This window comes from Nitratireductor sp. PBL-C9 (assembly GCF_050877045.1).
In the GTDB taxonomy this organism is placed as follows: Bacteria; Pseudomonadota; Alphaproteobacteria; order Rhizobiales; family Rhizobiaceae; genus Nitratireductor; species Nitratireductor aquimarinus.
This window is the reverse complement of record NZ_JBPAXW010000001.1, coordinates 238868-258768: the sequence shown is the minus strand read 5'-3', so window position 1 is coordinate 258768 and position 19901 is coordinate 238868. Positions and strand designations below refer to the sequence as shown.

The following is a 19901-nucleotide window of genomic DNA, read 5'->3' as shown; positions in this document are numbered from 1 at the left end:
TGTCCGTTCTCTCCTCTTGAAGGTGCTATTGTCGGTTCTTCACTTCATTTCAAGCCATAGATCTCGTGCGCGACAGCTTGCGTGATCATGCCGCGCCGCAGATCGTCTTCCACGCGTTCCGTTCCGCGTTCGGTTGCGGGGCCAAAGCCGCCACCACCCGGTGTGCGCAACACCAGCGCCTCGCCCGGTGGAACCCGGTAGAGCCCTTTCGACGTGATCTCCGTTCCGTCGGTAATGCGGGCAGCGCCCGGCAGTCCGGAAAGGCCGCCCTCCCGGCCTTCCGCGCCGCGTCTCAGCCGCTCGAACGCGGCGGCGGACACGATCAGCGCCTGATCCTTTGCCGCGCGGATGCGGATTTCCTGCCCGACCCCGCCGCGCCATTTTCCCGCGCCGCCGCTGTCCGGTGCGAATTCCTTGCGCTCATAGATGAGCGGAGCGACGGATTCGGCCACTTCGACCGAAACCACACCGACGCCCGAAGGAAAGGCGGTCGTCGACAACCCATCGGATGCGGGCCGTGCGCCCATGCCGCCAAGCGCCACATTGAGCGAAGCGAAACTGCGGGCTTCCGGCCCAGCGTCTTCGCCGGAAATCGCCAGAACCCAGAGCGCACCCGCACTTTCGGCAAGGATCTGCCCCGGCATGGCCTGTGCGAGGCAGCCAAGCATCAGGTCCGGCAGAGCCTGCCCAACCACATGCCGCGCGGTGACCGGCGCGGGGCGCTCGGCAGAGACGATCAGACCGGAAGGCGCAGTAATGCGGATTGCCTCCAGCGAGGCGTGGTTGTTGGGCACATGCGGCGCGACCGCGACCTTGATGCCGAAGGAGGCATAGGCCTGACTATAGCCGAGTGGGCAATTGATGCCGCGCGGAGCGGCAGGCGACGAACCGGCCAGATCAACCTCGATCACCCCGTCGCCGATGGTCATCCGCGCCCTGATCTCGATTGGCGCATCGTAACCGTCAAGCGTGGTGTCGGCGCTGTAAATACCGGCAGGCAACCGCGCGATGGCTTCCCGCGTGGCCGTGGCGGAGCGCTCGAAGATGAACGCGGCCAGTGGCTGCAACGAGGTCAGCTCGTATTCGGCCATCAGGTCGAGCAGCCGCTTCAGCCCTTCATCATTGCAGCTCATCAGCGAAATGATGTCGCCCCGCGCCTCGCGCGGGATGCGCGAATTCGCCGTGACGATGCCGAGGAAATCCTCGTTCAGAACACCGGCCTTGCGCAGCTTCATCACGGGGAAGAGAACGCCTTCCTCCTGAACGGAGCGCCCTTCGGCCGACCAGCCGAGCCCGCCAATGTCGACCACATGGCAGGTCGAGGCGAGGTAGCCGACAATCCGCCCATTCACGAATGCCGGCGTGACGACAACGAAGTCGAACACATGGCCGGCACCCAGCCAGGGATCGTTGGTGACAAGCACATCGCCTTCGACCAGCGTATCTGCCGGAATGTGCTCCAGCATGGCGCAGACGGAACGCGCCATCGTGTTCACATGGCCCGGCGTGCCGGTGACGGCCTGCGCCATCATGCGGCCTTCGGCATCGAAAACGCCGGCGGACAGGTCTCCGGACTCGCGAACGATCGCGCCGAAAGCCACACGCAGAAGCGCGTTGGCCTGTTCCTCCGAAACCGAAATCAGCCGGTTCCAGAGCACGTTCATGGCGATGATGTCTGCGTCGGAAAGGGGAGTGGTGGCGTTCATGGCCGCACCTCGCGGTCGAGAATGACATGACCGAAGGGATGAAGCGTAATCGCCCATCCGGTCGGAACGTAGGCGGTGGTCTGGGCTTCGCTCACCAAAGCGGGGCCGGGCAGGGGCTGGCCGGGCGCGAGCCCTTCACGCGGCACCAGCGCGCTTTCGACGAATTCGCCGCGCACCGGGTCAAACACCTTTACCGTTCCGGCAATGGTCGTTTGCTTTCCGGCGTCCGCTGCCGGCGCTTCCACCAGCGGTGCGGCCGGGCCACGGCAGATGAGCGACAGGGCGACCAGTTCGACCGGATTGTTTTCCAGAACGGTGCCGTAGGTGTCGCGGTAGAGCGTGATGAAAGCCTGCTCCAGCGCCTTTGCATCGGCAGGGTTTGCAAGCGGTTTTTCGAGAGGCGCGCGCAGCGCGTGTCCCTGCCCGCTGTAGCGCAGTTCGGCTGCAAGGCTGATCGTCGCCGGTTCTCCCTCGGCGAGGGCCGGCAGAACCACGGCGGACGCCTCCCTGCGCATCTCTTCCTGCAGCATGGCGAGACGGTTGAGGTCCAGCCGCTCCATTGGCGCAAGCGTCGAGCGGGCCACCTCATAGGCGACCGGCGCGCTCAGGAAACCGAGAGCGGACCCGACGCCGGCAAACGTCGGAATAATGACACGCGCAATGCCCAGCTTTTCGGCAATGCGCACCGCGTGCAGCGGGCCTGCGCCACCGGACGCCATGATCGTGTAGCGCGTGACATCCTTGCCCTGTTCGATGGCATGAACGCGCGCGGCATTGGCCATCGCTTCCTCGCCCACTTCCAGAATGCCGGCTGCAGCCCATTCGGCAGAGCTCAGGCCAAGCGGCGTGGCGACATGTTCTTCTATGGCGGCGGTCGCAAGCTCCGGCTGAAGCGTAATTTTGCCCCCGGCAAAGCCTTCGGGACGGATCTTGCCGAGCACCACATTGGCGTCGGTGATGGCCGGCATGGCGCCGCCCAGCGCGTAACAGGCGGGGCCTGGAACCGAGCTTGCGCTTTCCGGTCCGACCGCGAGCCGCCCAAGCGCATCGCGCCTGGCGATGGAGCCGCCGCCCGCGCCGATCTCCACCAGTTCCGTGGTCGGCACGCGAACCGGCAGGCCGCTGCCCTTGATGTCACGCCATGCGCGGGCAACTTCAAAGCGGCGGGTGGTGGCCGGAACGGCATCTTCAAGAAAGCAGATCTTTGCAGTCGTGCCGCCCATATCGAAGGCGAGAAGCTTTGCCTCATCGGTCTCGCGCGCAACACGCGCGCCCAGCGCGACGCCGCCCGCCGGTCCCGATTCCACCAGTCGGATGGGAATGCGGGCCGCCTGTTCCAGCGTCGTCAAACCGCCGCCCGAAAGCATGAGCATGAACTGCCCGGCAAAGCCGCGCTCCCGCAATGCAGCGTCGAAGCGATGCAGATAATGCGCCATGAGCGGGCGCACATAGGCATTGGCGCAGGTGGTCGAAAAACGCTCATATTCGCGGATTTCCGGCGAAACCTCGCAGGAAAGACAGATCGTCACCTTGGCGGGCAGGTCTTCGCGCAGCCAGTCGTGAACCAGCTTTTCATGCGCGGGATTGACCGTGGCGTGCAGGAAGCCGACTGCGACCGCCTCAACGCCCTCGTCGCAAAGGCGCGCGGCGAGAGCCCGAACATCCTCGCGATCCGGCGCAGCCAGAACCCTGCCATCTGCGGCGATGCGCTCGCGCAGTGTGAAGCGCAGTTCGCGCGGAACCAGCGCCTGCGGAAGCTGCAGGTCGGTGTCGTACTGTTCAAAACGCTTTTCATAGGCCATCTCGAGGATGTCCCTGAAACCTTCCGTGGTGATGAAGGCCGTCTTCGCGCCGCGCCGCTCGATCAGCGCATTGGTGGCGAGCGTCGTACCGTGGATGACCGTGCGCACATCGGCGAAGGAAAGACCCAGCTCCGAAACCAGAAAGGCGCTTCCCTCCAGCGCGGCCTCTTCAGGGGCGGCCGGCGTGGTGAGCAATTTATGCGAATGGATCGCGCCCTCGCGTTCGAGAACGACGTCGGTGAAGGTGCCGCCAATGTCGATGGCAAGTCTGGTCATCGGAACTTCCTAGTCTGTACGATTTTTAATAGTATGAACCTTTCGGTTTGCGCAAGGCTTTTGCGCGCCGGCCCGTTTCTGCCTGTGAGAAAGCGCGCATGGCTGGAGAGCGCCTCCGGTCGAAGGCGCTTTACGAATGTCGCAGTCTGTGACGGGTCAGCGGGGCAGGGAGAGTTCGGCGGCTTCGCGCATCTGCAATGGCGCGGTGATGCCGAGAAGGGCCATGTCGCGGTCCACTTCTTCGCGCAGCAGCGCCGCCACGTGTCGCACGCCGTCCTCGCCGTGGGTTGCCGCTGCATAGAGGAAGGGACGGCCCACGAAGACGAAGTCCGCCCCCAGCATGATCGCTTTCAGAACATCCGTGCCCCGGCGGATGCCACTGTCGAACATGACGGGCATCTCCGGCACGGCTTCCCGTATCGAGGGGAGAACCTGAAGGGGCGAAACGGCTGTGTCGAGCTGGCGGCCACCATGATTGGAGACGATCACCCCGTCGCAGCCCAGCGTCCGGGCCATGCGCGCATCATCCGGGTGCAGAACGCCTTTCACGATCAGGCGGCCCGACCACAGGTCGCGTATGCGGCGGATATCCTCCCAGCACAGCCGGTCGCGCTCGATGGTCGAGCGAACGAGATCGCGGGAGAAAAGAGGCGGGCCTTGAACGGCCTCCATGTTTTCGAAATGCGGCATGCCGCGCATCGCGATTTCACGTCCCAGCGTGCCGAGCGTCCATCGGGGATGGGTGATGCCCTGCCAGACAAGCTGCGGCGTGATGCGAAAGGGTGCATCGAAGCCGTTGCGCGCATTGTTTTCGCGATTGCCCGCCACCGGAACGTCGCCGGTCACCACAAGATGATCGAAACCGGCAGCGGAAACGCGTTTCAGAAGCGGCTCGATGCGCGCCATGTTGCCCGGTATATAGGCCTGAAACCAGCGGCTTCCGCCTTCTCTGGCGACCCTTTCGAGCGGCGTCAGGGACGCTGCCGAGCAGATTGCGAAACTGCCGGCGGACGCCGCGCCTCTGGCCAGCACCACATCGCCGTCAAAGGCTGCCAGTGCGCTAAACCCCATCGGCGCAACGCCGAAAGGCACTGGATAGCTCTGATCGAACAGGCGCGTTTCCAGAGAACGCTGCGAAACGTCCTGCAAGATGCGTGGCTGTAGACCGATATGCCCGAAGGCGGCGCGATTGGCGCGCAGACTTGCATCCGTCTCCACGCCGCCGCTGACATATCCGAAAATCGACTTCGGCAGGAGCCGGCGCGCGCTGCGCTCGAAATCATCCAGTGAAAGGTGGCCGCGCAGCCTGCGCGGCACCCTGGACGGCTTGCGCCGCGAAATGGAGACCGGGTCCGTGGAAGTCGTATCGTTCATCTACTCAAATTCGCAGCCGCGCGATTGCAGGCTTTCCATCACCCAGCCTCTTTCGACGCTGCCATCGGCAATCTTGGCCATTTCAACCTGTTCTGCGTCCTGTTTCCTGCGCGTCGCGGCGAGGATGGTTTCCGTCTGGTCGAACGGCACTGTAAGCACTCCGTCGCCATCGGCAAGGACCAGATCGCCAGGTTCGATGACCATGCCGTCGATTGCGATGGTGGTGTTCACCTCGCCGGGGCCGTCCTTGTAGGGGCCGCGATGGGTGACGCCCGCAGCGTAAAGCGGAAAATCCATGCGCCGGATCTCGTCGGCATCGCGGATTGCGCCATTGACGATGATGCCCGCGATACCGCGCTTTTTCGCAATCGCAACCATGATCTCGCCGAGGATCGCCGTGGTCAGGTCACCGCCGGCGTCCACAACGATCACGTCGCCCGGTTCGGCAATGTCGAGCGCATGATGCAGCATCAGATTGTCGCCGGGACGGGTGCGGACGGTCAGGGCCGGTCCTGCCAGAACGCTCTGGGCGTCGTGGATCGGCCGCAGCCGCGCGCCACCGGCATACATGCGCGACATGCAATCGCTCACATTGGCGACCGGCAGCTCACGAAACGCGTCAATAGTGCTCTGCTCCACGCGCCGCTGCCGTTTGCGCACACAAAAGCCGATGGTCATAATTCTACTTCCTTCTCAAGCAACAGGGCATTCAAGACTTTGTCGGCAATCATCATGCCGGTACGGCGTAGGCCGGCCTGCGTGGATGCGCCGATATGAGGGGTGCCGATGAAATTCAGGTCGTCCGCGAAAAGCAGCGCGTCAGGCGGAGGCGGTTCGCTCTCGAACACATCCGAGGCAGCACCCGCGATCTGACCGGACCGCATGGCCTTCGCCAAAGCGGCTTCATCCACGATCCCGCCGCGCGCGCAATTCACCACGAATGCGCCGGGGCGAAGCTGATCCAGCGCCCGCGCGTCGATCAGATGATGTGTCTCAGGCGTCAGCGGCAGATGCAGGAAAAGAAGATCCGTTTCTGCCAGAAAGGCGTCGAAATCCGTTTTACGGGCGATGGTTTCCGGCCAAAGATGCTCCGGCAGCACGGGGTCGTATCCGTGAACCTGTGCGCCGAACCCGTCCGACAGGCGCTTCGCCACCGCACGTCCAATGGCCCCGACGCCGAGAATACCGGCGCGGCGCTCCGACAATTCGTAGCCGACGCGAACACCGTCATCGCCGTTTCGGCCTTTGCGCAAAGCCTGGTCATGCCGGTGCGGGCTGCGAAGCAGGGTCATGGCGTGCAGCACGGCCAGGTCCGCGACCGATTCGGCGTTCGCGCCTTCGGTCTTGAACACTTCAACGCCGCGTTCCGCCATCAGGGGCAGGTCGATATTATCCGTTCCAGCACCGTGCTTGCCCACGACGCGAAGTGCTGGCAGACGGTCGCAGAGTATTTTGTCGATCGTGTTGGCGCGCACGATGATCGCCTGAACTTCGTCGCTGCGCGCTTCTGGAAGCGGGCCGGGGCCCAGGATTTCCGTGACCGCACCCAGTTTGTCGAGCGCGTCGGCGTGGATCGGTTCAGTGATCCAGATGACCGGGCGATTGCTCATGCCGCTCCTCACAGTCCGGTTGGGTGGTTTTTAGAAGCCAGTTGATCGCGTGATCGGGCGTTTCATCCGGACCGGCCCCAAAGGAGGCGGTTCTGGCGAACAGGCTTGACGCTGCATCAGCCATGATCGGCCGCATGCCGGCCTTCTCCATGAGGTCTGAGGCGGCAACGATCTCCACATGCCGGCGGGCTGCGTGTTTTGGATGGGTGCGCAGCATTTCGGCCAGGAAGGCATTGATGTCGACTTCCGAGAGGTCGGACAGGGCGAGCGGCAGGTTCTCGCTCTGGTCAAGCGTTGCTGCGGCAAGCTGTGTTTCCACCACAAGCGCTTCAAGGCCCTTCATGAAAAGCGAGCGCAGGAGTTTCAGTGTACTGGCGTCTCCCGGAACCCCATCAAGGCAGGTTATGCGACAGCCAAGCGAAGCGAGGATATCGGCAACCGCCTGCGCCTTCTTGCCGGCAAGAATCATCGGTGTTGCAACGCCGCCAAGCCCGACAGCGCCCATCACCGTGCCGTCAACGAGCCGGTCTCCCAAAAGCTCCTGCGCCGCGTGCATCGCCTCGGGCGTCGAGGATGTGAGATCGAGCACGGGGCAGTCGCCCGGCCGCTCGCCAATCGCTGCTTCGATCTTGAGGCTCACGGAGGCCGGCGTCAGAACGACAGCCAGGTCCATGCCGTCAAGTGTGTCAGGAAGCGTGTGCGATGTATCAATCCCCAGCCTGCCTGCCGCTTCCATGGCGGTTGCATTCAGTGCGGGGTCTACGGCAGTGACTTTTGCGCCTGCTTTTGCGAACGCCTCGCAATATACCCGGCCTGCGGCGCCGAAGCCGACGACCAGCAACCGGACACCGTGAGTGCCGGACGAATCATTCATTTCTTTGTCTCCTCCCGAGCGCCATATGGCATCGGATCGGCATTCAGGTTGATACAAAAAAAATACAAAAATCAAGACAGAAACCAGAGCCGGCTTTCATTTTCATTTCTAGAACGGGGCCCTTCGCAAAATTAAAGCGCGTAAAAACAATGGGTTTTGATATTTTTGCATGAGCCGTGCAAAAATCTCTTTACGCTGGCGCATCCCTGAACTTAACGTAATATGTATCCATAATGCCTGTGAGGAGCACGGGCCAAGGGAGGAAACATGATCAAACTTGCCATCGCTTCGGCGCTCGTCGCCGGGTCCATCACTGCCGCACACGCCGAATATCCCGAGCGCGCGATCAACATGATCGTCGCCTACAGCGCCGGTGGCGGCACCGACATTGCCGCGCGCACGCTCGCGCCATTCATCGAGAAATATCTCGGCGAAGATGCTTCCATCGTTGTTCTGAACCGCCCCGGCGCAGGCGGCGAAATCGGCTTTACCGAGCTGGCGCAGTCCAAGCCGGACGGCTACACGATCGGCTTCATCAACACGCCGAACATCCTGACAATCCCGATTCAGCGCAAAGCGCGCTACTCGCTCGAGAGCTTCACGCCGATCGCCAATGTGGTCGACGATCCGGGCGCTTTCAGCGTGCTTCCGTCCAGCGGGATCAAGACGTTCGACGATCTGATCGCCTATGCAAAGGAAAACCCGGGCAAGCTGACCTATGGCTCCACGGGCATCGGTTCCGACGATCACCTCTCGGCGCTGGAGTTCGAGCGCATGACCGGCGTTCAGCTCAAGCATGTTCCCTTCCCGGGAAATGCCGATGTGCGCACGGCGACGCTCGGCGGCCACATCATGATGGCCAGCATGAACATCTCCGAGACGATTGCCGACGTTCATGAAGGCGCGCTGCACGCGCTTGGCCAGATGTCCAATGAACGCTGGGATGGCGCGACCGAAGTTCCGACCTTCAAGGAAGAAGGTTACGACGTGATCATGGGCTCCATGCGCGGCATCGCTGCCCCTGCCGGTGTTCCTGAAGATGTCGTCGCCAAGCTGGAGGAAGCGCTGAAGGCTGCCGTTGCGGATCCGGAATTCCAGACAAAGGCGAAGGAACAGCATCTGGCGCTGTCCTACATGAACGCAGCCGCGTACAAGGCGGAGCTCGAGTCGCTCGACGCGACGTTCCGCGAGCTTTGGGAGACGACGCCCTGGGTTCAGGAGTAGTCGCAAGACCGGTTGTTGTCGGCGGGGCCTGGGTCGTCATGCGTCCATTCGGATGCACAAAGGACGATCTCATCTGTTGATGAAGCATCGGAATAACCGAAAAGCGGTTTCCGTTTTTCGGTCCGATGCTCTGGCCCCGCCTTCACTGTTTGGAGTGGGAGGGGGATGTGAGACGAGCCGTTTTTGAAAGCGGATTCGCACTGGCGGCCGTTGTGCTGAGCCTGCTGGGTCTGCTTGAGGCCTGGAGATATTCGGGCGAGGGCGGTTTGATGCCGCGTGGCGTCATGACCCTCATGCTGGTTCTGTCAGGCTTATGGCTCGCCCAGTCCGTCAGCGCCCTGCGGCAGGCGGATGGGCCGATGCTTGCCCCCACTTCAGCGCAGCTGCGTGGCGCGCTCCTGCTGATTGTTGCAGGCGCAGCACTCCTCTTCGGTATGCGGTTTGTCGGCTTCTACACGAGTGCGGCCATCATCGTGCCGACGCTGGCCTGGGGACTCGGATACCGAAACCTAAAGGGCCTCATCATCGGCACGGCGCTGTTCGTCTGTGTGCTGATCGCCGTGTTCCGTTTCTTGCTGGTGGTCCCCTTGCCGCCCGAGATTATCCTCTTGCCGTTCGGAGGCTGATATGGGGGACGTTTTTCAGCATATTCTGGACGCGCTGCCGCTGGTTTTCTCGCTGGGGACCATCATCGCGATGATCGGCGGGACGATCATCGGCATCGCGGTTGGCGCGCTGCCCGGCCTCTCGGCCACGATGGGCATCGCAGTCCTCATTCCCCTGACTTTCACCATGGAACCCGTGGTGGCGCTTGGCATGGTCGCGGGCATTTACAATGGCGCGATGTATGGCGGCTCGATCCCGGCCATTCTTTTGCGCATTCCGGGCACGCCCGCGGGCATTGCAACCGTGTTCGACGGCTATCCCATGGCGCAGAGCGGCCATGCGAAGCTGGCGCTGCGCATCTCGCTGGTTTCCTCCAGCATCGGCTCTGCGGTCAGCGCAATTGCGCTTCTGTCGCTCGCGCCGCCGCTCTCGCTGATCGCACTGAAATTCAGCGCCGCGAACTATTTCTGGCTTGCCATCTTCGGCTTGATGACGATTGCCGTTCTTTTGTCCGAGAACCCGGTAAAGGGGCTTCTTTCCGCCTGTTTCGGTCTGTTTGTCGGCATGATCGGCATCGACATGATGACCGGTATGGAACGCTTTGCCTTCAATGAGCTGGAACTCCTCAGCGGCGTGAACATCATCGTGTTGCTCACCGGTCTCTACGCCATCCCGCCGGCCATCGATCTGGCATTGAGCCCGAAAAAGCCCGATGCCGAAGTAAAGGCGATAAATGAAGAGGAAATGGCCTTTCGCTGGTCGAGCCTGATCCCGGTCTGGATCCGTTCGTCGATCATCGGTGTCGTGACCGGCATCATTCCGGCACTTGGCGGCAATGTCGCCGCCCTGTTTGCCTGGAACGAACAGCGACGCAGCGATGCCGACAAGGACAAATACGGAAAGGGCGCGCCGGAAGGCGTTGCCGCACCCGAATGCGCCAACAACGCCGACACGGCGGCAACGCTTATCCCGGCGCTGACACTCGGCATTCCGGGCAGTTCGGTGGCCGCCGTCATTCTCGGCGCGCTTCTCGTGCATGGCCTGATCCCCGGTCCGCAGCTTTTCCGCGACAAAGCCGAGATCACCTACGGTTTCATGCTTGCGATGCTGGTCACCTCCGGGCTGATGCTCATTCTGGGCAGTGTCGGCGCGCGGGCCTTCGTCAATGTCCTGAAAATGCCCACGCAGCTCCTGGCCCCCATGATCTTCGTAATGGCCACCATCGGCGTGTTCGCCATTCACAACAGCATGTTCGAAGTTTGGCTGATGCTGGGTTTCGGTGTGCTGGGCTATGCGATGGAGAAGATGGATATCCCGACGGCCCCGGCGGTTCTGGCCGTTATCCTCGGGCCGATTGCAGAAGAGAACCTGCGCCGCGCCCTCCTGATTTCGGGCGAGGGCGTGTTCTCGCTGTTTCAGGATGTTATTTCGCTGCTTCTGGTGGCGCTCATTCTCGCAACCACTGCACTGCCTCTCGCCATGAAAATGTGGAGGCGCAGAAGAAGCCGGATCGAAGCGCTTGCCAGCAGAGATTAGAAAGGCTGTCTTGCCAATTTCAGAAGGCTGCGCCATGCGCGGCCTTCTTCACGTATGATGGGGAGTAGTATGAGGAGGCCGGCAGAGTCGCGTGATGCAGGAGGTAGCAACATGAATGTGACAGACACCGTTTACGTCAAGCTGAGACGGCGCCTGATCTCTGGCTATTACGATCCCGGCACCAAGCTGAAAGAGGAAATGCTGGCAAGCGAGCTGGAGGTCAGCCGGACCCCGGTGCGCAGCGCCATTGCGCGGCTGATCTCCGAGGGGCTTCTCATGCCGGGCGAAAAGCGCGGTGCGCTGGTCACCCCATGGCGCGAAGAGAACACGGCCGATGTCTTCACATTGCGCATCCTTCTTGAAGGTCACGGGGCTTTTCTGTGCGCCCAGCATGCCACCGACGAGCAGATAACCCTGCTTGAAAACACCTGCGATGAGATGGAGCAGGCTTTTGCCGCGCGTTCAACGGGCTGGGTGAAGAAGCTCGATGCGGGCAACCGCACCATTCACGAAATGCTCTATGAGGGGTCGGGCAGCGTGCATCTGCGCCTGTGCGGCCGGCATCTTCTGGAAATCCCGCAGGTGATCGGCGGCTTCTTCATCTATGAGGACGCCGATATCGAAGAGAGCCTTCGCCAGCACCGGGAGATCGTCAAGGCAATTCGCCTCGGGAATGGCGAATGGGCGCGGTCCGCCATCGCCTGTCACCTGAATGCCGCGCTGGAGCGCTTCAGGCGGCGCACCGGGGGCAACTGAGCCGCCCCCGGAAAATGCCCGTTAATTGAAAACCGCTCAGGCGGTTATTCGACGCCAAGGAAACGGAAGGGTTCGGCCTTCTGGAAATCCTCGTTGACGACGCCGGAATAGATGTTCGTCTGGTTCGGCCCGAGATCGAGCTTCATGACGCTGCCGGTTTCTTTCGAAAGATCCAGCTTGTTCATGTCGACCCAGAAGATGTTCGGGGTGAGCGCAGACTCGAAGAAGTAGAGCTTGCGCTCGTGATCGGCGACGGTGCGCCAGCGGGTCGAGGAAATGTTCGGCTGTTCGGGCGTGGAAATGCCGAAGGGAACCGAAGCATTGCGGATCACGCTGAAAGCGCTCGCGATGGTTTCGACCGCATTGTCCGTCTTCGGGATTGCGTTCACATAGAAGGAAGCGCGGGCGAAGCGGTCGGCTGCGCGGTTGGTGCCGGGCAGCATCACGGTGCCGCCAATCTGCTTCCAATACGCATTGAGCGCCAGCTGCTGATCGAAGGTCGGCGAATTGGTCATCACCTGATAGTCGCGGCTGTGGTGGATGACCTGCTTGCCGTCGATATATTCCACGATGGCGCTGTCGCCGCTCGCATCAGAGATCGAAAGATGAAGCGTTGCCAGCCGGGTTTCGCCGGGAACGTCTGCGGTGACGATGGTGTAGGGGTTTTTCTCCAGCGCCTCGACGGTTTCGGCAACCGTTGCGAAATTGTCGAGCACATACTGCGCCCATGCGCCAAGCGAGAGCGTGGGCGCATCGCCTTCAACCTTCGGGTATTCGGACTCGACCAGCCACAGAACATTGGCAACGAGACCTGCCTCGTTCATGCCATCTGTCGTGGAAACGTCGTAGCCGGACGTGATGACGCTGCCATATTTCGACGTCCACTCGATCGAGTTCGGGCCAGCTTCGCCGGAGCGCTCCATGCCGCGCGGAAACACCCAGATGTTGGAGCCGACATCGGTTTTCCAGTCCATGGAACGGGCGGTGATAACCTGATCGGCAGCACCCTGATAGACAAAGCGGGTGCAGGCCTCGGCCGAGGTGGGCATCAGAACGCTGCTTGCCACGAAAGCAACGACAAAAGCGATTATTCCAAGGATGATTGTCATAGAATCTCTCATTTCCGATAACTCCTCAGCCGAATAACGACTATACTGGAAACAAAACTATAAGATTCCGAAATGTTGTGCTTGTGACAGAGCGAAATAGTGTTTCGTCCTGTCTTCGCGCATTTCCTCGAAGGATGAACTTCAGCCCAGCGCGACCAGCGCGGCCAGAACGTCCGAACGGCGCAACATGCCGACGAGGCGAGAGCCGTCGACAACGGGAAAGACCCGGTAGGGCTTTTCCAGAAAGGCTTCGGCAGCGCTCGTAAGATCGGTGGTCAGCGACAGGGTGACAACCTCGCTGCTCATATGATCGGCGACGGTGCCTTTCCATTCCTGATAATAGCTCGCATTGAGCGCAGGCCGAAAACAGTCTTTCTGCGTGACGATGCCCATGAGGGCACCGCTGTCGTCGACCACCGGGGCGGCAGCCGCATCGGCCTCGACAAGAAGCGCGACGGCGCGGCGGATCGGCATATCCGGTTTCAGAACCGGCATGTCCTTTTGCAGGATGGCTTCCAGGGTCGCGCCATTCGTCATTGCTGGCTCTCCTGCCGGCTACGGTTCGGGCAGCCCTCACAGGCGACATCTTTCAGGCAGGCCATGCCGCCGCAGGAGCCCTTCACGGGCCCACGCCCGGAAAACAGGCCAACGGCAAGGCCGGTTGCCGCGATAAGAAAGATCGCCAGTGCGAGAAGGATCTCCATGCCCGTTCCTCAGATCAGGTGGCGGTCGAAACCGCCCGTGGTGACGGTCGAAAGTTGTGTGCCGTCCTGAAAGAGGAAAAGCGCTGCAATTCCGTTGCGCCGGGCGAGCGCGGGACCATCCGCATCCGCAGCGGTGAGCGCTGTGGCCCAGCCATCGGCCAGCATCGCGCTTTCAGCCAGAACCGAGACCGATGCAATCGTCCCGTCGACCGGCGCGGCATGGCGCGGGTCCATGATGTGGCTGTAGCGTCGTTCGCCGATCATATAGCTCTGCGCGCGCAGCCCCGACGTGGCGACCGCCATGCCGGAGGGCAGCCGAAGGCCGGCAACAGCGCCGATGGCGTCGGGGCGGGGATCTTCGATGGCGACCTGCCAGTCGCGTCCCGAAGGATGCTGGCCGAGCGCCTTGAGTTCGCCGCCAAGATCGACGAGGAAGTCGCCATGGCCCAGATCCGCCACGCGGCGCGCCACAAGGTCGAGCGCATGTCCCTTGGCAATCCCGCAAAGGTCCATGGTCAGGCCCGGCGCATCCTTGGCGAGACTGTTTTCCGTGGCCGCGAGCCCCTGCCAGCACGGGGTGCTGTCGCCGCTGATCGGGCCGAACCCCCAGCGCGCGATAAGCGGACCGACGGTCGGGTCGAACCAGCCATCGCTCGCTCCGGCAATGCCGAGCGCAGCCCGCGCGACCAGCGCGGTCGCCGCCGAAACCGGGGTTTCTTTGGGAGCGCGGTTGAAGGCGCTGATCTCGCTGTCGTCCCGCCAGGGCGACATCTGCCGGTCGACCTGCGCAAGGAGCGCATCAACGGGCGCGCGCAGCGTCCCGGCATTGTTGCCGTCGGGCAGGGTGATACGCCACGCGCTTGCAAAGGCCCGGCCTTCAATTGTGCGCGTGGCCGGTTTTTCCATCGCCGCACGGGCCCCGCCTGCGGTTGCGAGCGTCGCGCCGGTCAGCGCCAGCATGTGGCGGCGGGTAAGGTTCAGACGCATCGTTCAGCCTCCGAAGTCATCATTGTATATCATGTGCGGCTCCACACCCAGTTTTGCGAGCGTGTTGAGCACTGCCGAGATCATCACCGGCGGGCCGCACAGATAGTATTCGCATTCCTCTGGCGCGGGATGCCCGGCCAGCGTGGAACGCACCGTGTCGTGAATGAAGCCGGTGGCGCCGGTCCAGCGATCGCCCGGGGCGGGATCGGAAAGGGCGGGCGTCCAGCGGAAGTTTGGATGCGCTTTTGCGATGGCGTCGAATTCCTCGACATAGAAGAGGTCCGCTGCCGAGCGCGCACCATAGAAGTAATGCATCTTGCGCTCAGTGCCGAGGCCGATCTGCTCGTGGATCATCGCGCGCAACGGGGCCATGCCCACGCCGCCACCGATGAAGACCATCTCGCGCTGCGTCGGCTGAACCTGAAAATCGCCGAACGGGCCGGATGCTTCCACCCGGTCGCCGGGTTTCAGCGAGAAAAGCCAGGAAGAAACGATGCCCGGCGGAATATCCGTCTCGCAGCCGGCCGGCGGCACGGCCAGACGGATGTTGAACACCGCGCGGCCTGCATCCTCTGGCCGATTGGCGATGGAGTAGGCGCGGGTAACAGACGTGTCGGAAACCGAGCGCATGTCAGGCCAGTCCGCAAGCCGCCATGTTTCACGGAACGCCTCGTCCACCGCCATGTCCCGAAAGTCGAGTTCATAGGGCGGCGCGGTGAGCTGCATGAAACCACCGGCCTGAAAGTCGAATGGCTGGCCTTCCGGCAGTTCCAGAACGAGTTCCCGGATGAGCGGGGCCAGCTGGCGATTGGAGACAACACGGCAGGTGAAGCCTGACGCCCCCAGGAAGGCCTGCGGCACGGTAACGGTGCAGGAGCCGCGCAGGGCGGTCTGGCAGGCAAGGCGCACATGCGCCTTGCGCTCCGCCGCTGAAAGAATGCCTTTTTCGGTCGCCTGCGGTTCGCCCGCGCCTTCGCCCTCCACGGTGACGCGGCACAGCCCGCATGTGCCCGAGCCGCCGCAGGCAGCGGGAATGCCGATGCCTGCGCCATGCAGCACACCAAGCAGCCGGTCGCCGCGTGCGGCCTCGATGGGCATGGTCTCGTTCACGGTGACCGTCAGCGCTTCCGCCGGAACCAGTTTGCGGCGTGTGGCCAGAAGCGCAAGCGTCAGCGCCACGATCAGTGCGACAATGATGACGGCGCCCAGAAGGATCTCGGTCATGACGCCACCATCTGCGCAAAGGCGGAAAAGCCGAGCGACATCATGCCGGCGATGATGAAGGTGATGCCAAGCCCCCGCAGCCCCTCCGGCAGGTTCGCATAGGAGAGCCGTGTGCGGATCGCGCCGAGCATGATCACGGCCACGGCAAAGCCCGTACCCGCGCCAAGCCCGAAGACGGTGGATTCCACGAAGTCGAAGTCACGCTCGACCATGAACAGGCTTCCGGCCAAGATCGCGCACTGCACGGTGAGCAGCGGCAGAAACACGCCGAAAGAGGCGTAAACCGCCGGGAAAAAGCGGTCGAGCACCATTTCTAGAAGCTGCACGGTCGCGGCGATCACGCCGATGAAGGCGATCAGCGCGAGATAGGAAAGGTCGATGCCCGGCGAACCCGCCCAGGCCCATGCGCCCGGAGCGAGCAATGCGTGATAGATCAGGTTGTTCAGCGGCACCGTGACGCCCAGAACGGCGATCATGGCAATGCCGAGCCCGACGGCCGAGCCCGTGCGCCGAGAAAGCGCGATGAAGGTGCACAGGCCGAGAAACAGCGTCAGCGGCATGTTGTCGACAAAGGCCGCGCGCAGGAAGAGAGCGGCAAGCTCGTTCATGCGCCATCCTCCCCGGTTTCCGGCGGCGTGAACTCACCGGCCTCCACCTGTTCGGGAAGAAAGCTGCGGATCGCCCAGACAAGGCCGCCCAAGAGGAAAAAGCCGGAGGGCGCAAGCAGCATCAGGTTGAGCGGCGTGAACCAGCCACCCTGATCGACCGTCGGCAGAAGCTGCCAGTCAAGCAGCGTTCCCGCGCCGAACAGTTCGCGCAGGCTGCCGATCAGCACCAGCACGAGCGAATAGCCAAGCCCGTTGCCCAGCGCGTCGATCATCGCGCGCCCCGGCGGATTGTGCCGGGCAAAGGATTCGGTGCGGCCGAGCACAAGACAGTTGGTGGTGATGAGGCTGACGAAAACGGACAGCCGCTGGCTGATCTCGAACAGATAGGCCTGCAGCAACTGGTCGATGACGATGACCAGCGAGGCGACAATCACGATCTGGACGATGAGCCGGATAGAGGACGGAATGTGGTTCCGGATCACGCTGATAATGCCGGCGGACATGACCAGAACCGCCGTCAGCGAGGCCGACATGGTAAGCGCCGTCGCCACCGAAGTCGTGACCGCGAGCGCCGAGCAGATGCCAAGAATCTGCAGGGTTACCGGGTTCTGCCGGATCAGCGGTTCGGTGAATGTGGTCCAGAGGCGCGGCTGGCTCGACATGGCTCAGAATTCTCCGCGCCGGATTGCCGTCAACAACGGCCCATAGCCATCGGGGCCAAGCCAGAACCGGACCATCCGCGTGATGGCGTTGGAGGTTCGCGTCGCGCCGGTGATCCCGTCGACCTCATATTCATTGCCGGCGCTGCCGCGCGCCACGGCGAAGCGAATGTCGCCGCGCGCATCGCTGATCTGCCTGCCGCTGAATTGCGCCAGCCAGGAGGGCTCCTCGATGCGTGCGCCGAGGCCCGGCGTTTCGGACTGGCCGGTAATCGCCATGCCCGCCACGGTGTTCATGTCGCCCTTGAGCGCGATGATCGCGTCAATCGGGCCGTTATAACCCGCACCGCTGATGGGCAGGAGGGCGAGCGAAATTGCCCCATTGGCATCGCGCAGGAGATAGATCTGGGCGTAGTCCGGGCGCTGACCGAGCCCGGCAAGATCCTCGCCGGCAGTGAGCGTCGTCCAGTTGGCGCTGTCTTCGAGCGCCGCAGGCAGCGTTTCCGGCGTCACCTCTTTTGCCGCCGCACCGCGTTCCAGATCGATCACCACCGTCGACAGTGCGCCACCTTCGGCGGACAGAAGGTCAGACATGCCGGGAATGCCCGCGATGAGGTTTTCCAGCCGCGCCTGCTGTTCCGCGGCGCGGTTTGCCGCCTGAATGGGGCGCAGCACGACCGTTGCCCCGCTCACCATCAGCGCGCATATGGCCGACACGAGAAAGGCGACGATCAGCGTCTTGGCGCGGCTTTCATTGGGCAGCGCCAGAAAGCGACGCCACAGGGCGATCGGGTTCAACTCAGCCATGACGTCTTCTCCTGCGCGCCGTCCAGAGCGCAATCGCAATCTCATCCAGAAGGGGTGCTGCCAGCGAGGCGAGCAGCGCTGCCGAAACGGCCACCTGCACCGGCGCTCCATGGCCCCAGCCAAACGCAAAGAGTGTCACCAGCGCGCCATAGAGCGCGCCGTTCAGCCAGCCACCGGTGCGGGTGGAGGCGCTTGTCACCGGGTCCGTGACCAGAAGCGCCAGCACAATGCCGAATGCGGGCAGAACCGGCGCGATGGGCAGGTCTGCAAGCCATGCGATCAGGATGACCGCCAGTGCGCCGGCGATCAGCCGGGCCGACATCACGCCAAGCAGCATACCCAGCGCAAGCGCCGGTATGGCCGCCCATGCAACCGGCAGGGCAAAGTCCGGCCATGGCGCGGCGGGAAAGCCAAAGCCCAGAAACGCGATGGTGACGGTCGCCGGGTTCAGAACATTCCGCCCCCAGCCGCCGAAAATGAGTTCCGCCATCACCGAGCCAAAACTGATGCCCAGAACGAGCTGCAAAAGGCTGAGCTCCTGCGGCGCGAGCATGGCCACGGCCAGCCCCGTCAGCGCACCGGCAAAAGACGGGGGCTGTGCGCGCGCCAGCATGAAGATCACATGCCAGAGACCCGAGATCAGCAGCACGAACAACAGCCTTCCGACCGCTTCCGCACCGCCGAACCACAGCCAGGTCAGCGCCATCGGCATCAGTGCGAGCAAGAGCAGCATTGCCACCATCTCGCGGTCCCAGAGCCCCCTCGTCACGCCGGCGCCTCCTCGGCTTCGATGCGGTTCAGGATGATGCGCAGCTGCTTTGACAGCCGGGGCCGGGCGCCCGTTGCATAATCTGCAAGGGCCAGATCCTCTTCGACCAGCGAAAGCGCTCCCAGCCGGACGGCCGTTTCTTCATCGCCAGACGCGATGGCCCGCAAAAGAGCGGCGGCTGGCATGTCGCCGCCCATGGCCTGATCGAGCGCGGCGGTGGGAATGACGGGCAAATGCCGCGCCGCTTTTCTGAGCGCGGTTCCGAACCAGTGGTGCTTCACCGCACCGGTCTCGCGTGGTGAAACCATGACCTGCCGGTCCCGCGCGCCGAGCCAGTGTGCGGGGCGTCCGTCCAGCGCAGAACCGCTCAGAATTTCGTGCGCACCGGGCCGCACGACAGGCTGGCTGAGGCCGCGCAGATCCGCGCCATGCTGACAGCGCACAAGTCGCCTTTCGCGCAGCGCCGAACCGGTCACCGAAACAAGCCGCGTGCCGGGCAGAAGTCCGGTTGCAAGCAGCGCCCCGAGATCGGCTACATCCTCAGCCTCGATATCCCAGACGCGAATCTCCGGCGCGGCCGGTCGATGACGGTGGATCTGGATGCCGGCAAGGCCCTGCGGATGGTTGCGCCCGCAGGAAATGCGCGAGAGGCCGGCAGGCACTGCACCGCCAAAGTGCTTGCCCGCTGGTTCGCAAAGAAACAGCCGGTCTTTCGTCAGTTGCGAAAGGGCTGCCAGCCCGCGCGAAAAATCTTCCTCGCGCCCCTTAAGGGCCAGCGATGGCGCAGGCGCGCCGGGTCGGCTGTCCACCGCCATGACGAAGATCGCGGCAGGGGCCTCGTCAGCGTGCGGCATGCGTCCGAACGGACGGCTGCGGAACATCCGCCACAGGCCGGAAGACTGGAGAAGCGCTCGCAGCACATTGCCATCGACTTCCGCGTTTCCGGTCTCGAACAGATGACGTCCGCCATCGGGTTCATGAAAGAGAAGAAGCTGCGAAAGCCGCCGCCCGGACTTCAGATCAAGCGAGGCGATTCGCCCGGCCATCGGCGCGACAAGCGCGATCTGCGGCGCGTTTCTCAGGCGCAGAAGCGGTTGCCCCTGCGCGACGAGTTCATCCTCGCCCACCAGCGCTTCAACGCGCAGTTCTTCACCGGGAGATGGCGTCAGCGCCGCCTCTTCGGTCAACACCTCAACAGGGTTTTCCGATTGCAGGGGCACCCGGTCATGCGGGAAAACGAGGCCTGCGGAGAAGGCCGGGCCGAACATGC

The 19901-nt window shown here is 63.1% G+C and carries 20 protein-coding genes; 4 read left to right on the top strand and 16 right to left on the bottom strand.

Annotated elements, in window-relative coordinates; genetic code table 11:
* Positions 1–44 precede the first annotated feature (44 nt).
* From ACRTG1_RS01250 to ACRTG1_RS01225, 6 genes are all read right to left on the bottom strand, one after another.
* Positions 45–1706 carry a hydantoinase B/oxoprolinase family protein gene (locus ACRTG1_RS01250; protein ID WP_432515591.1) on the bottom strand — a complete coding sequence of 554 codons (1662 nt, stop codon included), beginning with the start codon at positions 1704–1706 and terminating at the stop codon, positions 45–47.
* The gene (locus ACRTG1_RS01245) at positions 1703–3784 is read right to left on the bottom strand and encodes a hydantoinase/oxoprolinase family protein (protein ID WP_432515590.1); all 2082 of its coding nucleotides are present in this window, start codon (positions 3782–3784) and stop codon (positions 1703–1705) included. The genes ACRTG1_RS01250 and ACRTG1_RS01245 overlap by 4 nt, the downstream gene beginning before the upstream one ends.
* Before the next feature lie 156 nt (positions 3785–3940).
* Positions 3941–5158: an alpha-hydroxy-acid oxidizing protein gene (locus tag ACRTG1_RS01240; protein ID WP_283800699.1), complete on the bottom strand. Its 1218-nt coding sequence runs from the start codon at positions 5156–5158 to the stop codon at positions 3941–3943.
* A complete protein-coding gene (locus tag ACRTG1_RS01235) occupies positions 5159–5836 on the bottom strand; it encodes an RraA family protein (RefSeq protein WP_283800700.1) in 678 nt (225 codons plus the stop codon).
* Positions 5833–6768 (bottom strand): NAD(P)-dependent oxidoreductase, encoded by a 936-nt coding sequence (locus ACRTG1_RS01230; RefSeq protein ID WP_297561881.1) that lies wholly within the window; start codon positions 6766–6768, stop codon positions 5833–5835. Before ACRTG1_RS01230 ends, ACRTG1_RS01235 begins: the two co-directional genes overlap by 4 nt.
* Entirely contained in the window at positions 6737–7642 is a 906-nt protein-coding gene (locus ACRTG1_RS01225) for an NAD(P)-dependent oxidoreductase (protein ID WP_432515589.1), read from the bottom strand. The genes ACRTG1_RS01230 and ACRTG1_RS01225 overlap by 32 nt, the downstream gene beginning before the upstream one ends.
* A 267-nt stretch (positions 7643–7909) precedes the next feature.
* Here ACRTG1_RS01225 and ACRTG1_RS01220 point away from each other — a divergent pair, with 267 nt between their 5' ends.
* The 4 genes from ACRTG1_RS01220 to ACRTG1_RS01205 all read left to right on the top strand — a co-directional run bounded on the left by ACRTG1_RS01220 (position 7910) and on the right by ACRTG1_RS01205 (position 11764).
* Positions 7910–8866, top strand: a complete 957-nt coding sequence (locus ACRTG1_RS01220; protein WP_432515588.1) for a tripartite tricarboxylate transporter substrate binding protein — start codon at positions 7910–7912, stop codon at positions 8864–8866.
* Positions 8867–9033: 167 nt separating this feature from the next.
* Complete coding sequence (locus ACRTG1_RS01215; protein ID WP_432515587.1) at positions 9034–9492, top strand: tripartite tricarboxylate transporter TctB family protein; 459 nt, start codon at positions 9034–9036, stop codon at positions 9490–9492.
* A 1-nt stretch (position 9493) separates the two neighbouring features.
* Positions 9494–11008 carry a tripartite tricarboxylate transporter permease gene (locus ACRTG1_RS01210; protein WP_206548586.1) on the top strand — a complete coding sequence of 505 codons (1515 nt, stop codon included), beginning with the start codon at positions 9494–9496 and terminating at the stop codon, positions 11006–11008.
* A gap of 111 nt (positions 11009–11119) precedes the next feature.
* Positions 11120–11764 carry a GntR family transcriptional regulator gene (locus ACRTG1_RS01205; protein ID WP_162742436.1) on the top strand — a complete coding sequence of 215 codons (645 nt, stop codon included), beginning with the start codon at positions 11120–11122 and terminating at the stop codon, positions 11762–11764.
* A 44-nt stretch (positions 11765–11808) separates the two neighbouring features.
* Here the strand turns inward: ACRTG1_RS01205 and ACRTG1_RS01200 are convergent, their stop codons facing one another.
* The 10 genes from ACRTG1_RS01200 to ACRTG1_RS01155 form a co-directional block, all read right to left on the bottom strand.
* Positions 11809–12813: a linear amide C-N hydrolase gene (locus tag ACRTG1_RS01200; RefSeq protein WP_224873291.1), complete on the bottom strand. Its 1005-nt coding sequence runs from the start codon at positions 12811–12813 to the stop codon at positions 11809–11811.
* A 201-nt stretch (positions 12814–13014) separates the two neighbouring features.
* A complete protein-coding gene (locus ACRTG1_RS01195) occupies positions 13015–13410 on the bottom strand; it encodes a CBS domain-containing protein (protein WP_113156865.1) in 396 nt (131 codons plus the stop codon).
* Positions 13407–13577 (bottom strand): (Na+)-NQR maturation NqrM, encoded by a 171-nt coding sequence (nqrM, locus tag ACRTG1_RS01190; protein ID WP_432515586.1) that lies wholly within the window; start codon positions 13575–13577, stop codon positions 13407–13409. Before nqrM ends, ACRTG1_RS01195 begins: the two co-directional genes overlap by 4 nt.
* A gap of 9 nt (positions 13578–13586) precedes the next feature.
* The gene (locus tag ACRTG1_RS01185) at positions 13587–14564 is read right to left on the bottom strand and encodes an FAD:protein FMN transferase (RefSeq protein ID WP_432515585.1); all 978 of its coding nucleotides are present in this window, start codon (positions 14562–14564) and stop codon (positions 13587–13589) included.
* Between the two features lie 3 nt (positions 14565–14567).
* The gene (gene nqrF / locus ACRTG1_RS01180) at positions 14568–15788 is read right to left on the bottom strand and encodes an NADH:ubiquinone reductase (Na(+)-transporting) subunit F (protein WP_432515583.1); all 1221 of its coding nucleotides are present in this window, start codon (positions 15786–15788) and stop codon (positions 14568–14570) included.
* On the bottom strand, positions 15785–16396 hold the full coding sequence (nqrE, locus tag ACRTG1_RS01175) for an NADH:ubiquinone reductase (Na(+)-transporting) subunit E (RefSeq protein ID WP_113156870.1): 612 nt from the start codon (positions 16394–16396) through the stop codon (positions 15785–15787). Before nqrE ends, nqrF begins: the two co-directional genes overlap by 4 nt.
* Entirely contained in the window at positions 16393–17058 is a 666-nt protein-coding gene (locus tag ACRTG1_RS01170) for an NADH:ubiquinone reductase (Na(+)-transporting) subunit D (protein WP_432515582.1), read from the bottom strand. Before ACRTG1_RS01170 ends, nqrE begins: the two co-directional genes overlap by 4 nt.
* A 3-nt stretch (positions 17059–17061) precedes the next feature.
* Positions 17062–17862: an NADH:ubiquinone reductase (Na(+)-transporting) subunit C gene (gene nqrC / locus ACRTG1_RS01165; protein WP_206994543.1), complete on the bottom strand. Its 801-nt coding sequence runs from the start codon at positions 17860–17862 to the stop codon at positions 17062–17064.
* Complete coding sequence (locus tag ACRTG1_RS01160) at positions 17855–18631, bottom strand: RnfABCDGE type electron transport complex subunit D (RefSeq protein ID WP_348645677.1); 777 nt, start codon at positions 18629–18631, stop codon at positions 17855–17857. Before ACRTG1_RS01160 ends, nqrC begins: the two co-directional genes overlap by 8 nt.
* On the bottom strand, positions 18628–19899 hold the full coding sequence (locus ACRTG1_RS01155) for a Na(+)-translocating NADH-quinone reductase subunit A (RefSeq protein WP_432515581.1): 1272 nt from the start codon (positions 19897–19899) through the stop codon (positions 18628–18630). The genes ACRTG1_RS01160 and ACRTG1_RS01155 overlap by 4 nt, the downstream gene beginning before the upstream one ends.
* Positions 19900–19901 lie beyond the last annotated feature (2 nt).

Bases quoted from the DNA above. Each gene is read 5' to 3' on its own strand.
- ACRTG1_RS01250 (WP_432515591.1), bottom strand. From the start codon at position 1,706: ATGAACGCCACCACTCCCCTTTCCGACGCAGACATCATCGCCATGAAC.
- ACRTG1_RS01245 (WP_432515590.1), bottom strand. From the start codon at position 3,784: ATGACCAGACTTGCCATCGACATTGGCGGCACCTTCACCGACGTCGTT.
- ACRTG1_RS01240 (WP_283800699.1), bottom strand. From the start codon at position 5,158: ATGAACGATACGACTTCCACGGACCCGGTCTCCATTTCGCGGCGCAAG.
- ACRTG1_RS01235 (WP_283800700.1), bottom strand. From the start codon at position 5,836: ATGACCATCGGCTTTTGTGTGCGCAAACGGCAGCGGCGCGTGGAGCAG.
- ACRTG1_RS01230 (WP_297561881.1), bottom strand. From the start codon at position 6,768: ATGAGCAATCGCCCGGTCATCTGGATCACTGAACCGATCCACGCCGAC.
- ACRTG1_RS01225 (WP_432515589.1), bottom strand. From the start codon at position 7,642: ATGAATGATTCGTCCGGCACTCACGGTGTCCGGTTGCTGGTCGTCGGC.
- ACRTG1_RS01220 (WP_432515588.1), top strand. From the start codon at position 7,910: ATGATCAAACTTGCCATCGCTTCGGCGCTCGTCGCCGGGTCCATCACT.
- ACRTG1_RS01210 (WP_206548586.1), top strand. From the start codon at position 9,494: ATGGGGGACGTTTTTCAGCATATTCTGGACGCGCTGCCGCTGGTTTTC.
- ACRTG1_RS01205 (WP_162742436.1), top strand. From the start codon at position 11,120: ATGAATGTGACAGACACCGTTTACGTCAAGCTGAGACGGCGCCTGATC.
- ACRTG1_RS01200 (WP_224873291.1), bottom strand. From the start codon at position 12,813: ATGCCCACCTCGGCCGAGGCCTGCACCCGCTTTGTCTATCAGGGTGCT.
- ACRTG1_RS01195 (WP_113156865.1), bottom strand. From the start codon at position 13,410: ATGACGAATGGCGCGACCCTGGAAGCCATCCTGCAAAAGGACATGCCG.
- nqrM (WP_432515586.1), bottom strand. From the start codon at position 13,577: ATGGAGATCCTTCTCGCACTGGCGATCTTTCTTATCGCGGCAACCGGC.
- ACRTG1_RS01185 (WP_432515585.1), bottom strand. From the start codon at position 14,564: ATGCGTCTGAACCTTACCCGCCGCCACATGCTGGCGCTGACCGGCGCG.
- nqrF (WP_432515583.1), bottom strand. From the start codon at position 15,788: ATGACCGAGATCCTTCTGGGCGCCGTCATCATTGTCGCACTGATCGTG.
- nqrE (WP_113156870.1), bottom strand. From the start codon at position 16,396: ATGAACGAGCTTGCCGCTCTCTTCCTGCGCGCGGCCTTTGTCGACAAC.
- ACRTG1_RS01170 (WP_432515582.1), bottom strand. From the start codon at position 17,058: ATGTCGAGCCAGCCGCGCCTCTGGACCACATTCACCGAACCGCTGATC.
- nqrC (WP_206994543.1), bottom strand. From the start codon at position 17,862: ATGGCTGAGTTGAACCCGATCGCCCTGTGGCGTCGCTTTCTGGCGCTG.
- ACRTG1_RS01155 (WP_432515581.1), bottom strand. From the start codon at position 19,899: ATGTTCGGCCCGGCCTTCTCCGCAGGCCTCGTTTTCCCGCATGACCGG.